The organism is Microcoleus sp. A003_D6 (assembly GCF_036702825.1).
Lineage (GTDB): Bacteria > Cyanobacteriota > Cyanobacteriia > Cyanobacteriales > Microcoleaceae > Microcoleus.
This window is the reverse complement of record NZ_JAUBWA010000029.1, coordinates 22,218-37,827: the sequence shown is the minus strand read 5'-3', so window position 1 is coordinate 37,827 and position 15,610 is coordinate 22,218. Positions and strand designations below refer to the sequence as shown.

Below are 15,610 nucleotides of genomic sequence, written 5' to 3'. Positions count from 1 at the left end.
AGCGCCTAATTGTCAAAGATTAGGCGCTTTTTTATATCTTCAACCTGCTGAGGCAGGTGAGAGTTTGTATAGACGCGGTTTCAACCGCCCGGTCTTCTGTAATCAAATTCAAATCGCCGATGATTGTGATATACTATTAGTCATGATTTTTAACCGCAGATTGAAGCAGATTAACACAGATTAACGCGGATAAAATATAGTGGAGGTGTAAAAATGTTAGTAAAAACCAAGTCAAAGTTTTATACTCCCGATGAGTACCGACAGTTAGAAGAAAATGCTGAGTTTAGAAATGAATACCGCGATGGAAAAATTGTAGAGATGGCAGGCGGCACAATTAATCACAGCCGGATTATCCGAAATTTAAGTAGAGTTTTGGGAAACTTGCTTGAGGGGCAGTCTTTTGAGCTTTTTCACAACGATTTGCGGCTGTGGATTCCTCGACACCGGCGGGGAACTTACCCGGATATTATGGTGATTGAAGGAAAACCAGTTTTTACGGAAGGACACACCGACGAGATACTCAATCCAATCATGATTGTGGAAGTCCTTTCTAAGTCTACCAAGGATTTCGATAGAGAGGATAAATTTCGGTTTTATCGCTCGATTCCTGAATTCCGCGAGTATATATTAGTCAATCAATCCGAATTCTTAGTCGCACAGTATATTAAAAATGAATCGAATCAATGGTTGTTTCAGGAATATGAGGGAGAAGCGGCAACAGTTTCTTTCGCTGCGATGGGAGTGCAAATGTCGATGAGCGAGATTTACAATAAAGTAGTATTTGAAACAGACGAGACTGAATTGCATCAGTAATTTGATTCGTAGTGAGGACTTTAGTCCGCATCAGTAATTTGGTTTTATCGTTCGTACTTTAGTCCGCATCCGATGAGATAGGACTGAAATCCGAACGATAGAACATTTATTAAGATCGAAAAAGTAAAATCGCATGAATGTAATTTGGTTACTATTAAAAGCTTCTTGGTTAAATGTTTCCATCGCCATACTCACAGGCTTAATCAGCGGCGGTTGCAGCGCTATGTTAATTTCCCTAATTAACCGTGCAATTAACGACAATTCCAATGGTAATTTAGTCTGGTATTTTGCGGGATTAGCAATCTTGGCTCTCTTGAGTGGCTTTGTCTCCCAATTTTTGTTAATCTACCTTTCTCAAGAAGCGGTTTATAACCTGCGTCTGAGTTTGAGCCGCGGCATTTTGTCTACTCCTTTGCGGAATTTGGAAGAGTTGGGCGCTAACCGCTTGCTGGCAACTCTGACTGATGATGTGGGAACTCTTTCTAATACTATATTTTTGATTCCTTTTCTCTGTGTTGATATCGCCGTTGTTGTCGGCTGCTTAACTTATTTAAGCACGATTTCGGGTACAGTTTTTGTTGTTGTATTTTGTTTTATGGTGCTGACGATTGGCACGGTGCAGTTGTTGCTCAATAAAATGCGGAAATTCTTCGATTTAGCCAGAGAAGAACAAGATATATTGTTTAAGCATTTTCGCAGTATTACTGATGGAATTAAGGAACTAAAACTGCACTCCTTGCGCCGCCAAGAGTTTTTTACGGAATTGCAGGTGAGTGCTGATGCTTCCCGCGATTATAACGTGACTGCTTTGAATACTGGTGCAGTTGCGATGGGAGTTGGCCAGTTGCTGTTTTTTATGCTGATGGGTTTGTTGTTATTTGCCTTACCCAAATTTGTGCCAGTTTCTACTCCTGTTTTGTCAGCTTACATTCTGACAAGTACCTATTTGATGTCTCCGTTTAATAATATTTTGCAAAGGTTGCCGGCGATTTTTCGTGCTAACACTTCTGTGGAAAAGATAGAGAGAATGGGATTGGCTTTGGCAAGTCAAGCTGAGATAAATTCAACGGTTAAACTGCCTGACACGGCTCAGTGGGAGACGCTGGAGTTAAATCGAGTAATTCACAGCTATCCGGGAGAAAAAGAAGACAGCAATTTTAGTTTGGGCGAGCTGAATTTGAAGTTTCATCCTGGTCAATTGGTGTTTATAATTGGCGGAAATGGCAGCGGTAAGTCTACTTTAGCTAAGTTAATCACTGGTTTGTACATTCCTGAATCGGGAAAAATTCTCCTAGATGGCCAGCCAATTACTGAGGAAAATCGAGAGTGGTACAGGCAGCATTTTTCTGCGATTTATTCGGATTTTTATCTGTTTGAAAGGCTTTTGGGGATGGCTAACCACGATTTGGACAAGCAGGCGGCTGAGTATTTGCGAGAGTTTCATTTGGATAATAAAGTTCAGGTGAAAGACGGAGTTTTGTCAACTACGGCTTTGTCTCAGGGACAGCGAAAGCGGCTGGCTTTGCTGACGGCGTATTTGGAAGATAGACCGATTTATTTGTTTGATGAATGGGCTTCGGATCAAGACCCATTTTTCCGGGATATTTTTTACAAGCAGTTGTTACCGGAGTTGAAGCAACGGGGAAAAACGGTGTTTGTGATTAGTCACGACGATCGCTATTTTGATTTAGCCGATCGCGCAATTAAACTAGATTACGGTAAAGTAGAGTATGACCGATAAAATGGATAAGTACCGGATGGTCAAAACTTTGACCGAAAGCCAGGTTTCCGACTTGATGGATTTGTACAAAAACGAGTTTTGGAGCGACAAGCGGACGCGGGAGGATGTTGTGAAAATGCTGGCGGCGACTGATGTTATCATTGGTTTGGTCGATGAGGGCGATCGGCTAATTGGCTTTACCCGCGTCATTACCGATTTCGTATACAGAGCGATGATTTTTGATGTAATTGTCAAGCCGACACACAGAAAATGTGGACTGGGTAAGGTGTTGATGGATGCAGTGTTAAATCATCGCGAACTGCAAGCCGTGGAGAGTTTCGCTCTTAATTGTTTGCCGAACATGATGCCGTTTTACGAGCGTTGGGGTTTCACAGATGATGTGGGGGAAATGAAGTTTATGCGGCGAACAACAGGCTGAACTCATCCCCTTGAAAGCCCCAATTTTTCTCGAATTACATCTTCTTTGAAACCTACTAAAACAGCCGTTCCATCTTTAACGAAAAGAGGACGTTTCAGCAGCATCGCATCCTTTGCAAAAGCCTCCACCCACTGTTCGCTAGTCCAATTTTTCTTGTCATCGCCCAAAGCGCGGTAAGATTGACCGGAAGTATTTCGCATCGGTTGAAAACCCAAAGCAGCTACCCACTTTTGAATTGTTTCGCGAGTTGGCGGCTGTTCTTTTGTGTTAATGAACTCGTAATTAATGTCGCTATCTTTGAGCCACTGGAAAGCTTTTTTGCAGGTTCCGCAGTTCGGGATTCCGTAAACTTGAATTGACATAATAATGCCTGTTGACTGTTGACTGTTGACTGTTGACTGTTGACTGTTGACTGTTGACTGTTGACTGTTGACTGTTGACTGTTGACTGTTGACTGTTGGCTGCTGACTGTTGACTGCTGACTGTTGGCTAATAACAACTGACAACTAACAACTGACCACTAACAACTGACAACTAACAACTGACTAATTTAGCTTGTTGAATCCATTTTTGCACGCGATCGACCGAAGGAGTCAAATCATTGCGCTGCATTGTCGCTACGTGCAGCCTTAAGATTTGTTGGTGCAATCTCTCTACGGGCATTTGAGCTAATTGAGCCGCAGAAGCAACGCCGGCGTGCAGCAGCAGCCCGCAATACTGACAGCCTACACTCGGAATTCGAGCCAAATCTGCCATCGCTACCCATTTATTAACAGATTGAATGTTAATCTGTAGTTGATGCGCTAGCAACTCTTTCGCAGCCGGTGTTTTCGTCATGCGAATTAGTTGTCCGGTTGTGGTGATGCTGCACTCTACCAGTTGAGATTGGTTTTCCTTGCTCAACCCCGGTAAGTGTGCGATCGGCCAGTCGCGTACTTGCAGGGAAGTTTGAGGAGATTTGTGAGAAATTTTCATGTTTTTTCAGTGAATTTACTTATACTTTAAAGTCTAAAATATAAAACAGTCAATACAGGCGATCGCTTCTGTCACAAAATCAACAAAAACCCGACAAACAAATTGGGCTGCGGGTGTTGTGACATTTCTGCTAATTTGCTGTCCACTAAGCTGTTACACATTTAAAATAGTATTGTAGGGTGCCACGGCTCCTTTCTCGTTTCCCTTGTAAGCGTAAGTGTTCTAGCTGACGCACCCTACAGGCCTCGTTAGTGGTTTAAATGCGTAACATCTTAGCACTTTCAGCCTTTTTTTCCTCCCATTCGGGCAGGGTTCCTGTTTAACAAAATCATGCTGGCGATGACGACAAAGACGATCGAAAAGACCGCCCTAAAAATGATGGGAAAAAAGAAGATCGAAATTAGACTTTTTCCAAAAATGGCTGCCAAGTTGGCAGTCAAAACTTTAGTGCTTTAATGCGGAGAATCAAAGGACTCGTGGCTTACTCCAAACCAAACTCAAGATTATCGGTTTTTACCCATGCAAATTACAAAAGGTTATGACTTGTTAACAAATACTCTACACCAACGGCGGCAAAAACTGGCCAGTTTAATTGATTTTCCGGTAATTCTCTGGTCAGGCCGCAGTATTCCTCGCAATTATCCGGCTCTTACTTTCCCTTTTCGCGCCAGCAGTCACTTTCTATATTTTGCTGGTTTACCCTTAGAAAATGCTGCTATTGGCTTAGAATCGGGCAAATTAGAACTGTTCTTAGATGACGCACCTCCTAGCAGCACTCTTTGGCACGGGGAAATGCCGAAAAGAGCAGAAATTGCTGAACTAATTGGGGCTGATGCTGCTTTTCCAATGGCCGAATTGAAATCGCGATCCTCTTCGAGGGTTCCGCTAACGACAAATGCAGCAACGATCGCCGTTCAGGATTCTTGGACTCAGTTGCAACAGTCTCAAATTCTCGATCGCCCTCTGGCACCGCCCAAATCCCCAACCGGAATCGACCTAGAATTAACCAAGGCGATCGTATCTCTGCGCCTGAGCCACGATGCAGCCGGTTTGGTCGAATTGCGTCAAGCTGCTGCTGTCACCGTAGCAGCTCACAAAGCGGGGATGGCGGCAACTCGAACTGCTCGAATTGAAGCAGGGGTGCGCGCTGCAATGGAAAGTGTCATCATCTCGGAAAATATGACCTATGCCTATCCCAGTATCGTGACTGTGCATGGGGAAGTCCTGCACAGCGAACATTATCACAATCCCCTACAAACCGGAGATTTGCTGTTAGCAGATGTCGGTGCGGAAACTTCAATGGGATGGGCTGCTGATGTGACTCGCACTTGGCCGGTTTCTGGGAAGTTTTCTCCGACTCAAAGAGCGATTTATGATGTAGTTTTGGCAGCCCACGATGCTTGTATTGAGAAAATTAGTCCGGGCGTGGAATATCAAGACATTCACCTTTTAGCTGCTCGAATTATGGCGGAAGGATTGGTTGATTTGGGCATTTTGCAGGGGAATGTTGAAGATTTGGTAGAAATGGACGCTCACGCGCTGTTTTTTGTCCACGGAATCGGACATTTAATCGGTTTGGATGTTCACGATATGGAAGATTTTGGAGATTTGGCCGGTTATGAAGAAGGGAGAGTTAGAAGCAGTCGGTTTGGCTTGGGATTTTTGCGGCTGAATCGAGTTTTGCGATCGGGAATGCTGGTATCGATCGAACCGGGATTTTATCAAGTTCCGGCAATCTTAAATAACTCGGAAACTCGCACCAAATATAAAGATTTTGTAAAGTGGGACGAGTTGAAAAAATTCGCAGACGTGCGGGGAATCAGGATTGAGGATGATATACTTGTAAGCGAATGGGGTAGAGAAGTATTAACAGGGAAATTGCCAACAAAAGCTCTGGAGATTGAGGAGTTAATTGCGGTAAATACGTAAGTATCGATCGAATTAGATCGATCGCCCGCAGTTCAATCAAGTGTGAGAAAAAATAAAGAAATATGAATAAAGGTTGGCAAATAGGTCTTTTGATGCTAGTTGAAAAACTTGCCGCGCAAGTCCAAAAATTCGCAGCACAGAGACTTGCGCGCATTTTTCAGAAAGATGTATCCCCGCCGCCGATGCAAGCTGCGCCTTTGCCCAGCAACGAAGCAGAGAGGCTAGAAGCACTTCACCGCTACAAGATTCTCGACACAGAGGCCGAAGTAGCTTTTGATGACCTAACAGCTTTAGCATCTTATATTTGCGGCACTCCTATTGCTTTAGTAAGCTTAATAGATTCTAACAGGCAATGGTTTAAATCAAAAGTCGGTCTGAAAGCGCTAGAAACTCCGAGAGAGTTAGCTTTTTGCGCTCACGCTATTTTAAATCCCAACGAATTGCTAGTTGTACCGAATGCTCTAGAAGACGATCGCTTTGCCGGCAATCCGCTAGTAACTTCCGATCCGAATATTCGATTTTATGCTGGATCGCCGCTAGTAACTGCTGACGGTTTCCCGCTGGGCACTTTGTGCGCGATAGATACAGTTCCTCGCAATCTGACTCCAGAACAGCTAGAAGCGCTGCGGACTTTAGGAAAGCAAATTATCACCCAAATGGAGTTGCGAATTAATCTGACTAAATTAAAGCGCGCGCAGGTCAGACAGAAACAAGTAGAAGCAAAACTCCGTTCTAGTGACGAGCAAATTGTCAATTTTTTAGAAGGAATGAGCGATGGTTTTTTGGCTCTAGACCCCCAGTGGCGGTTTACTTACGTCAATTACAAAGCATCGCAATATTTTCAGCGATCGCCCGAAGAACTTTTTGGTAAAAATATTTGGGAAGAGTTTCCCGACTTAGTAAATTCGGTATTTTATGAAAAATATTATGAAGCTGTAGCCAAACAAGTTGAAGTGACTTTTGAAAACTATTATCCCCCCTTAAAAGTGTGGTTGGAAGTCCGGGCTTTTCCGGGTTACGACGGTATTTCTGTGTTTTTTCACGAGATCACCAAGCGCAAGCAGATGGAATCTGCACTCAGAAAAGAACAGAAAAAAACTGAAAGTTTACTGCTAAATATTTTGCCAGAACCGATCGCCGACAGGTTGAAGTACCAACCGGGGCTGATTGCGGATAAGTTTGAAAAAGCAACAATTCTTTTTGCTGACTTGGTGAATTTTACCCAAATTTCTACCACCATGTCCGCAACTAAATTAGTGTACTTGCTGAATGAAATTTTCTCAGCTTTTGACCAACTGACTGAGAAGCACGGCTTAGAAAAAATCAAGACTATCGGGGACGCTTACATGGTAGCAGGCGGTATTCCCATTGAACGCCCAGACCACGCAGAGGCGATCGCCGAAATGGCGCTGGATATGCTAGCAGCAATTGACGAATTAAATGTGAAGCTAGACGCGAAGTTTGACCTCCGAATCGGGATTAATAGCGGCCCGGTGGTAGCGGGGGTAATCGGCACTAAAAAATTTATTTACGATTTGTGGGGAAATGCCGTAAATACAGCTAGCCGCATGGAATCTCACGGCATACCAGGCAGAATTCAAGTCAGCCACTATACTTATGATTTATTGCAGGATAAATATGAATTTGAAGATCGCGGCGAGATCGAGATTAAAGGTAAAGGGAAAATGCGGACTTATTTCCTGAATGGTAGAAAACAGCAAGCGCTCTCAAAATCTGAGAGTAAATAAAACTAAGACTTGAAAGTACCTGATTGTTGAGGGAAATTCCCGAGGCTGCGATCGCATCGAAGGCGCGATCGCTCGCTCGGCAGAACGGCCTCCGCAGATGAACCAAATCAGATTATGCTATAGACAGAGATATCCGAGCAATTCTATGCGCGGTACTCGACGTTATAAAAATACTAAGTTGAAGTCCTCGGAGCCCTTAAGATGGTTCAATTTCATATTCAAACAGATAGCGATATTCCAGCATCCACCCAACTATTCAATCAAATCAGGTTTGCGATCGCCTCGCGACAATTTCCGCCCGGACACCGCTTGCCCAGCACCAGACAGCTAGCCATGCAGACGGGTTTGCACCGCAACACCATCAGCAAAGTATACCGACAGCTCGAAAATACCGGACTCGTAGAAGCCCAAGCCGGATCGGGCATTTACGTCCGCGCTCAAGGCCACGAAGGCGGCAGCAAACTCAAATCCCCGATCCTCGATGAATATCCCCTTGCCAACAAAATAGTGCAAGAAAGTCTCGATCAGCTTCTGGGACAGGGCTGTACGCTCAACCAAGCTAGGGAATTATTTTTGGCCGAAATTGACTGGCGGCTTCGGTGCAGCGCGCGAGTGGTCGTCACAGCCCCCACAGAAGACATCGGCGTGGGCGAGCTGATGGCGAAAGAACTCGAACAAGCTCTGCGTATCCCCATCCAGTTAGTGCCGATGGAAGAGTTAGGTACTTTTCTCGATCAAATCTCTTCGGGGACTGTGATCACCAGCCGGTATTTTATCGGAGAAGCAGAATCGATTTCGGCACCGCGTTCGGTGCGAGTCATTCCCGTAGACATCTACGACTACGTTCAGGAGATACAGTTAGTGGGGGGTTTGCCGAAAGACAGTTATTTGGGTTTAGTCAGCCTGAGCCCGGGAATGCTGCGATCGACCGAAGTCATCATCCACAGCCTCCGGGGAGAGGATTTGCTGGTGATGACGGCTTTGCTGTCAGATGCCTACAAGATTAACTCGATCGTGCGATCGGCCAGAACAATTTTCTGCGACCAACCGAGTTTTGCTACAGTAAAAGCTGCCATCAATGCGGCTAGAGAAGATATTATTCGTCCGCCGCAACTGATATGCTCGGAAAATTACATCGGCTCTAAGTCGATTAATTTGCTCAAGCGCGAGTTGGGCTTGGGATAAGTCAATGGGCAGTTGACAGTTGACAGTTGACAGTTGACAGTTGACAGTTTGCAGTTTGCAGTTGATAGTTGTTGTTCTAATTTCCAATAACCAATTATCAATTCTCGATTACCAATAACCAATTACCAATAACCAATAATCCATGACAATTGAAATCCAACCTTCAATTAATGTTAAAACAGCGATCGAAAGCCGGCGGGCCGCGCGCAGCTTCAAACCAGATCCGATTCCGCCAGCAATATTGGCAGAGATTTTGCGATTGGGAGTGCGATCGCCCTCCGGTTACAACTTGCAGCCTTGGCGGTTTATCGTAGTTCAAACACAAGCAAGCAAGGAAAAATTAAAAGCTTGCGCTTTCGACCAGCGCCAAGTGGTAGAAGCGCCAGTAGTATTAATCTGCTGCGGCGATCGGCGCGCCGCCGGGCCCGAAAACACCGAAGCCGTCATCGAATTGGGCAAAGCCGCAGGCGCAATGAATGACAATTTAGCCGGTTATATGCGGCAAGCAATCCCGCAATTGTTCGAGTACCATCCCTGCTTCGAGTCCCTAGAAACTTGGACAAACAGGCATACAATGCTCGCAGTAGCCCACTTAATGATTGCAGCTAAAAGCTTTGGAGTAGACAGTTGTCCGATGGAAGGTTTTGTCAGCGCTAAGGTGAAAGAAGCCTTTCAAGTTCCCGAAGAAGTAGATGTTTGCTGTTTGCTGCCGCTGGGTTATGCAGCAGAACCTTTGAAACAATACGGCGGGCGTTTTGACGTGACTCAAGTTTATTACAGCGAAAGTTATGGAGAGACCTTGCAAGTTGAGATTTGAGAGTTAAGATTTTGTTGCAACTTGAATTTTAAGAGTTAAGATTTGGAATGAATCAGTGCCGAAGTTCAAACAAATCAAAAAACCCAACAGTTCCGCAATCTAAAATCCCAAATCAAAAATCGAAAGTGGTGATATCAGACAGAGGAAAAATATGACAGTAGCAGCGCGACAAAGCAACGCCCAAATTCTAGAAGTAAAGTTGCAGCAGCACTTGCAAGCAGCCGGATTTAAAAAATTACCGCTTTATATCAGTTGCGATTTTCGAGATGAATCTTTAACGGTTGTGGGAGAACACCCGCGCAGTTTAGTTCTCAAAGCGAAACCGACTTTTGCGGTGCTAGAAGCAGCAATTCTCGAAATAGAACCGGAAGCTATTCAACAGATTGGACTTTGCCTAAAAATTACCGGGCAAAAACAGCCTTATGCTTTCCATTCTTTTACCATGCACCACCCGGTTTTGTCAAGACCAAAAACAGTGCAGTTGTTCAAAAAAACCGAAAATATCCCGACCGAAGAAACGGGGATAGTTTTAATACAAAATGCGGCCCAGACTGCGGATGTAGAGGAGGAGATACCGTTAGAAACCGATGGGAAAGATGCATGGGATGAAGAATATTTCCCCAATTTTTCTGAGAGTTCCAGCAATTCTGAGCCGATCGCCTTTAAGGTAGCTACAATTCCGGGAGATTTTGCAGAAAATCCCTTCAATCCGCTAGATATGGAGCCTGCGGTAACAGTTGCCCAAAAGCCCAAACATTCACCGTTGGCGATGCTGGCTGCGGCTGGAATCATCAGCATCGCGGGGGCAATTTTGGCAGGCGGTTATTACCTGCTGAGCCGCCCCTGCGTCATTGGAGAATGTACTGAATTAGCTAAGGCCAAACAGTTGAGCGAAAATTCGGCGAAGACGCTGAAAACGTCAAAAGTTGCTAGCAGTCCCGAGGAAGCGCAGGAACAGTTAAAACAGGCGATCGCCCTTTTGGAACCGATTCCCTCATGGTCAATTCATCGCGGTGAAGCTCAAAGCGCCCTAGAAAACTACCGCAAGCAAAGTCAGAATGTAAACTCTGCGATCGATGCAGCGCGCCTCGCACGATCGGCAGCCGAGAAAACCAAAAATCCGCCTTATTCTGCCGAGAACGGGCAGGAAGCGCAATCTCTGTGGCAAAGTGCGATCGCCCAACTCGGAGAAATCCCCAAAGACAGCCCAGTTTATCCGTTTGCTCAGAAAAAGGCGAAGGAATACCGGAAGAATTTAGCAACTGGAAATCGGCAGTTAAGCACAGAGAAACAAGCCGAAAAAACACTGCTCGAAGCCAAAAGTACAGCCCAAATAGCAGAAGCTCGCGAAGCAGTAGCGACTACTGCCGAGACTTGGGATCAAGTGCAATCAGGTTGGGAAAAATCCCTCGAAATCCTATCAGAAATTCCCACCGGTACGCAATCTTACCAACAAGGTAAACTCCTAGTTCCGAAATACGAAACCAAGCTTTCACAAGCACGCGAACGCAAAAATGTCGAAGGAATTTCGGAAAATGCCTACACTCAAGCAGTGACTTTAGCAGCGCAAGCGAGAATTTTTGAGGGCAAAAACGGCTGGTTTAAGGCATCGGAATACTGGCGGAGAGCTTTGAGTTACGCCGAGCAAGTTCCGGAGGCAACTTCATATTCCCAGAAAGCCCAACCGCTGCTCGCTTCCTACAAAACTTCATTGCAGCAAGCAGAAGTAAGATTGCAAGAAGAAAGGAACCTGCAAAAAGCGCGGACGGATTTAGATAGAACTTGTAAAGGCAACCCCAAGATTTGCGACTATACTGTTAGCAAAGGTTTGATTGCGGTGCAGATGACTCCAGATTACGTGCAGAAACTGCAAACAACTTTCATCCAAGCCAACAACAACAATGCTCCCAAGACTCGCCAAGCTGTAGAACAGCACGTTCAAACGTTGCAAAAAGCTTTGGAGGCGATCGCCGAAAATGCCAAAATCCCGATGCAGGTGTACGATGGCGATGGCAAGCGGATTGGGAGTCACGAACCGAAGTAAGCTGTTACGGTATTTAATTTTAGTTTTTGGGGCGGGCTAGGAGCAACGCCCCACTCATTGTTTCAAGAAACATGATTGTTACAATTAAATGCGCGCTAACAACTTAGAACATCCGAACACACGCTACAATTTCGGCAATCAAACTGTATAAAATAATATTAGCAATCAAATGCTAGAAAAGGTCAAACTTCATAATTTCAAAAGTCATAAAGATACAGAACTTAGTTTAGATAGTTCACGCCTACACGCACTCGTAGGACAAAACAGTTCGGGTAAAACATCAGTTTTGCAAGCATTGCATTATCTCAGTCGGCTTGCTAATTCATCATTTGACAATATTTTTTATCACGAAAGAGCGCCTCAATTTATTACGACAATTGGGCAAGATAATATGTCTGTTACTGCAAGTGGTTTTTGGGGATACCATCCTCGGGCTGATTGGGAAGCTTCCTATAGCTGGACACAAAGCTTTGACCCTGCTTGGTCTCCGATAGCATCATGGAAAGTGGATGGAGAACCTGGAAATGTGCAAGGATGGTCAAGTTCACTAAGCGATGCTAAATATCCACTTCCTAAATCTTTGAGACACTCAGTTCATCTTAAGCTAGTAGCTACTAATCTTGCTAAAGCAGCTTACAGCGATGCAATTACGCCACGAGTTGAGTTCGATGGTTCAGGCTTAGCACCTACCTTAGACTATCTTCGTGACGAATATCCAGATGAATTTCAATCTTTACAAGAAATGTTGAAACGGATTGTACCAGGTGTACGCGAAGTAGGCGTGAAACGAGCCAAAGTTATGGTCAGTCGCCAACGCTTAATTGAAGTCGATGGCAAATCTATCTCCTACGAAGAAAGTCAGGAAATTGTAGGGAAAGAAGTTGTCCTAGATATGAATACCGGTAAGCGTATTCCAGCCCATGCGATTAGCGAAGGAACAATGCTCGCTCTCGGATTATTGACTGTTTTGATGGATCTCAATCAACCTAATTTAGTGTTACTAGATGATGTTGAACAAGGACTCCACCCAAAAGCGCAACGAGAATTAATCGCTGTTTTTAAGGAAATTATTCAAGAAAACCGCAACCTGCAAATTATTTTTTCGACCCATTCTCCTTACATTGTCGATGAACTTATTCCTTCTCAAGTCCACGTATTAAGTAACAACACTTCAGGTGTGACTCGTTGCAAACGATTGGATGAACATCCTGATGTAGAATGGGCAAAACAAACTTTAACCACTGGCGAATTTTGGGATGCCGAAGGGGAAGATTGGGTGGTTGCAGGAGAAAGAAATGATTGAGTTTGTCGTAATTGTAGAAAGTAGCGCAGATGCACGAACCGCTACTAAATTAGCCGATCGCATTTTAGTACAAAAAATTGATTGGTTAGAACCTGAGATGCTGCAACATCTATTTCAATGGAGTGGTTTAGAAGCTGGCACCGAGAATTCTTGCTGGAAAAATATTAATCAAATTATAGATAATTTCCAACAAAGCTTAGGATTCCGTCCTCCAAGGTATTTAGGTCATCGTAAAGATGGAGCCTTAAAAGCTGATGGTGCAGCAGCTATAAAAATTATTAATTTAGTACGATTTATTCAAAAAACACGACAAATTAAAGCAGTTCTCCTGATCCGCGATTTAGACAATCAACCTCAGCGAAGAGAAGGTATTGAGCAAGCACGTTCTGAACACATCAATCGACAACCTAAATTAGAAATTATTATTGGTACAGCCGACAGAATGCGGGAAGCCTGGGTCTTGAATGGGTTTATTCCATCTAATCAAGAGGAAACACGAATTTTAGAAGAGATCGAGACCAAATTAAATTTCGATCCTTGTAAAGATTCACACAGACTACGCTCTAACTCATTTGAAGAACCCGATCGCATTAGAAATCCTAAAGTAGTTGTCAAAGAGCTAACAGGTGGCAGAATGCAGCGCGAACAACAGTGCTGGGAAGAGACGAGTCTGGAATATCTGCGACAAAAAGGCGATCGTACAGGGTTAACAGCCTATATTGATGAAATCGAGGCACGATTAATTCCAATTATTTTATCTGATTAAAAAAGTAATTCAGGATTTACGCATCACCTCTATATTGCAGGTTTGCAATGTGCACATTACCGCTATGAGTAGCGCGTAAAATCCCTTATTGCATAAGTCCTGTTCATTCAAAACTAATCGGTATCCCCAGTCAATCCCGCCTGAAAAACTTGTTGTGCCGTCAAATTCAACTCTGGAAAAGTTGGCGACTCAATCCTATCATTTCCCCGAAACAAACTCACCTCATACTCGCCCTCAACCAACTGATAAACCGATATCGTTGGTTGTTTGGGATTGCCAATAAACCTGCGGCCACCCAACCCGAGATAATCCACAATCCAATATTCAGGAATCCCGATTAGTTCGTATTCGCCCACTTTCCTGATGTAGTCATTTTGCCAATTCGTGCTGACGACTTCAACAACGAGCGGAATTGATGCGCCTTGAATCACAGTTGAAAACTTTTTCCATAGAGGTTCTGATGCTACATTTGGGCGATTTAAGATTAGAATATCGGGCGAATAGGCTGATTCGTTTTCCGGCGGCTTAACTAATGCTTGTTTGGGGATTAGGTACGGAAGCTTTAGTCTGACAAATTCAAGAGTTAATTTCGAGGCTAAGAAACCGATAACTTCTTCATGTTTTCCCGGTGGCTGGGCTATTTCAACAATCTCTCCATTGTGCAGTTCATAACGTGCATTTTCGGGCTTCCATTCCGCAAATTCTTCAAAAGTTAGCGGTTTAGTTGCAGTTTGAATCATGGCTATTCTCCTGAATTATGGGCGGGCGGGCTAGAAGCCCACCCCACAATAAAACTCACTCTTTGTGGAACAGGCATCTTGCCTGTTCCCCCCCACCCCACAAGAAAATTTAAGTCTTGTGGAACAGGCATCTTGCCTGTTCTTAAAAATAGTGCCAAATGCAAGTTCCTACCTACATTATCTTACCACTTATCAATTATCAATGCCCAATGCCCAATTCCCAATGCCCAATTCCCAATGCCCAATGCCCAATTCCCAATTACCATTTTATCAATTGTGCATCTTGATTAAAAAACCTCCGACACAATCCCTCAGTCAACAGCAGAGTTGCGATTAAAGTTGCCAGCGCTAACACAAACATAATCAAAATCTGGTAAGATGCTGCATCAAGAGGACTGACACCGCTCAGCATTTGACCTGTCATCATTCCCGGTAAAGTCACGATTCCTACCACCGTCATTGTATTTAAAGTGGGAATTAATCCAGCTTTAATTGCATCTTTGCGGTACTGTTTTACTGCTTGCTGCGGCGTCGAACCTAAACTTAAATGGGTTTCTATTTCTAACTGGCTGCTGTTAACTGTACTCACAAGTCTTTCGCCGGCGATCGCCCCAGAGTTCATCGCATTGCCCAAGATCATACCCGCTAAGGGAATCAGGTATTGCGGTTCGTACCAAGGGTCAGGTTGCAAAATTAGCAAGTTTGTATAGGCGAGAGTAAACGCCGTACCGATCAATATTGAACCCGAAACTAACGGGAGTAGGTACTTGATTTTTTTGCTGATGCGGTTGCTGGCAACCATGCTAGCTGTTGTCAGCATGATTGCTAAAACTGCTAAAACCAGCCAAGGATTTTTACCCTCGGGGTCAAATATGACTGCGAGCACGTATCCGACTAAGATTAGCTGGATCAGGGTGCGCCCCGCGGCGATCGCGATCGCCCCCTCCAACCCCAATCCCTGCCACGCCGAAAGCCCGATCGCGATCGCCACCATCCCCAAAGCCCAACCCAAATCTGTAAAATCTAGCAGAATTAACACCGGCCCACCCTTTAGATAACGTGATTGTTTGCCTGTCCAAATATAAGATATTTGAATAAACGTTTCTGAGAAACAGTTTTGCTGCAAGAATT

Annotated in this window: 14 protein-coding genes; 10 read left to right on the top strand and 4 right to left on the bottom strand. The window is 44.4% G+C overall.

The annotated features are described in order from the left end of the window. Nucleotides 1-213: 213 nt before the first annotated feature. The 3 genes from QUB70_RS10760 (at nt 214) to QUB70_RS10750 (ending at nt 2,972) form a co-directional block, all read left to right on the top strand. On the top strand, nt 214-813 hold the full coding sequence (locus QUB70_RS10760) for a Uma2 family endonuclease (protein ID WP_332980203.1): 600 nt from the start codon (nt 214-216) through the stop codon (nt 811-813). A 133-nt stretch (nt 814-946) separates the two neighbouring features. Continuing rightward, nucleotides 947-2,554, top strand: coding sequence for a cyclic peptide export ABC transporter (locus tag QUB70_RS10755; protein ID WP_332980202.1), 1,608 nt, complete (start codon nt 947-949; stop codon nt 2,552-2,554). Then, nucleotides 2,544-2,972, top strand: coding sequence for a GNAT family N-acetyltransferase (locus QUB70_RS10750; RefSeq protein ID WP_332980200.1), 429 nt, complete (start codon nt 2,544-2,546; stop codon nt 2,970-2,972). The genes QUB70_RS10755 and QUB70_RS10750 overlap by 11 nt, the downstream gene beginning before the upstream one ends. 2 nt (nt 2,973-2,974) lie before the next feature. Here the strand turns inward: QUB70_RS10750 and QUB70_RS10745 are convergent, their stop codons facing one another. Further along, a complete protein-coding gene (locus QUB70_RS10745) occupies nt 2,975-3,478 on the bottom strand; it encodes a Spx/MgsR family RNA polymerase-binding regulatory protein (RefSeq protein WP_332980199.1) in 504 nt (167 codons plus the stop codon). A 28-nt stretch (nt 3,479-3,506) separates the two neighbouring features. After that, nucleotides 3,507-3,947, bottom strand: coding sequence for a DUF4332 domain-containing protein (locus QUB70_RS10740; RefSeq protein WP_332980198.1), 441 nt, complete (start codon nt 3,945-3,947; stop codon nt 3,507-3,509). 519 nt (nt 3,948-4,466) lie between these two features. On the opposite strand from QUB70_RS10740, the gene QUB70_RS10735 reads away from it, so the two are divergent. The 7 genes from QUB70_RS10735 to QUB70_RS10705 all read left to right on the top strand — a co-directional run bounded on the left by QUB70_RS10735 (nt 4,467) and on the right by QUB70_RS10705 (nt 13,739). Further along, nucleotides 4,467-5,876: an aminopeptidase P family protein gene (locus QUB70_RS10735; protein WP_332980197.1), complete on the top strand. Its 1,410-nt coding sequence runs from the start codon at nt 4,467-4,469 to the stop codon at nt 5,874-5,876. Nucleotides 5,877-6,058: 182 nt separating this feature from the next. After that, on the top strand, nt 6,059-7,624 hold the full coding sequence (locus tag QUB70_RS10730; RefSeq protein WP_442927767.1) for an adenylate/guanylate cyclase domain-containing protein: 1,566 nt from the start codon (nt 6,059-6,061) through the stop codon (nt 7,622-7,624). Between the two features lie 201 nt (nt 7,625-7,825). Beyond that, nucleotides 7,826-8,809 (top strand): GntR family transcriptional regulator, encoded by a 984-nt coding sequence (locus tag QUB70_RS10725; RefSeq protein WP_332980194.1) that lies wholly within the window; start codon nt 7,826-7,828, stop codon nt 8,807-8,809. 142 nt (nt 8,810-8,951) lie between these two features. Beyond that, complete coding sequence (locus tag QUB70_RS10720; RefSeq protein WP_332980193.1) at nt 8,952-9,626, top strand: nitroreductase family protein; 675 nt, start codon at nt 8,952-8,954, stop codon at nt 9,624-9,626. Between the two features lie 151 nt (nt 9,627-9,777). Then, nucleotides 9,778-11,670, top strand: a complete 1,893-nt coding sequence (locus QUB70_RS10715; protein WP_332980191.1) for a hypothetical protein — start codon at nt 9,778-9,780, stop codon at nt 11,668-11,670. Between the two features lie 169 nt (nt 11,671-11,839). Further along, nucleotides 11,840-12,973 carry an AAA family ATPase gene (locus QUB70_RS10710; RefSeq protein WP_332980189.1) on the top strand — a complete coding sequence of 378 codons (1,134 nt, stop codon included), beginning with the start codon at nt 11,840-11,842 and terminating at the stop codon, nt 12,971-12,973. Then, complete coding sequence (locus tag QUB70_RS10705; protein WP_332980188.1) at nt 12,951-13,739, top strand: hypothetical protein; 789 nt, start codon at nt 12,951-12,953, stop codon at nt 13,737-13,739. The genes QUB70_RS10710 and QUB70_RS10705 overlap by 23 nt, the downstream gene beginning before the upstream one ends. A gap of 113 nt (nt 13,740-13,852) precedes the next feature. Here the strand turns inward: QUB70_RS10705 and QUB70_RS10700 are convergent, their stop codons facing one another. Continuing rightward, nucleotides 13,853-14,479 carry a Uma2 family endonuclease gene (locus QUB70_RS10700; protein ID WP_332980187.1) on the bottom strand — a complete coding sequence of 209 codons (627 nt, stop codon included), beginning with the start codon at nt 14,477-14,479 and terminating at the stop codon, nt 13,853-13,855. Between the two features lie 259 nt (nt 14,480-14,738). Further along, entirely contained in the window at nt 14,739-15,518 is a 780-nt protein-coding gene (locus QUB70_RS10695; RefSeq protein WP_332980186.1) for an ABC transporter permease, read from the bottom strand. Nucleotides 15,519-15,610: the final 92 nt, after the last annotated feature.

Coding starts and splice junctions, on each gene's coding strand:
- QUB70_RS10755 (WP_332980202.1), top strand. CDS start 947: ATGAATGTAATTTGGTTACTATTAAAAGCTTCTTGGTTAAATGTTTCC.
- QUB70_RS10760 (WP_332980203.1), top strand. CDS start 214: ATGTTAGTAAAAACCAAGTCAAAGTTTTATACTCCCGATGAGTACCGA.
- QUB70_RS10720 (WP_332980193.1), top strand. CDS start 8,952: ATGACAATTGAAATCCAACCTTCAATTAATGTTAAAACAGCGATCGAA.
- QUB70_RS10715 (WP_332980191.1), top strand. CDS start 9,778: ATGACAGTAGCAGCGCGACAAAGCAACGCCCAAATTCTAGAAGTAAAG.
- QUB70_RS10750 (WP_332980200.1), top strand. CDS start 2,544: ATGACCGATAAAATGGATAAGTACCGGATGGTCAAAACTTTGACCGAA.
- QUB70_RS10710 (WP_332980189.1), top strand. CDS start 11,840: ATGCTAGAAAAGGTCAAACTTCATAATTTCAAAAGTCATAAAGATACA.
- QUB70_RS10735 (WP_332980197.1), top strand. CDS start 4,467: ATGCAAATTACAAAAGGTTATGACTTGTTAACAAATACTCTACACCAA.
- QUB70_RS10700 (WP_332980187.1), bottom strand. CDS start 14,479: ATGATTCAAACTGCAACTAAACCGCTAACTTTTGAAGAATTTGCGGAA.
- QUB70_RS10730 (WP_442927767.1), top strand. CDS start 6,059: ATGCAAGCTGCGCCTTTGCCCAGCAACGAAGCAGAGAGGCTAGAAGCA.
- QUB70_RS10740 (WP_332980198.1), bottom strand. CDS start 3,947: ATGAAAATTTCTCACAAATCTCCTCAAACTTCCCTGCAAGTACGCGAC.
- QUB70_RS10725 (WP_332980194.1), top strand. CDS start 7,826: ATGGTTCAATTTCATATTCAAACAGATAGCGATATTCCAGCATCCACC.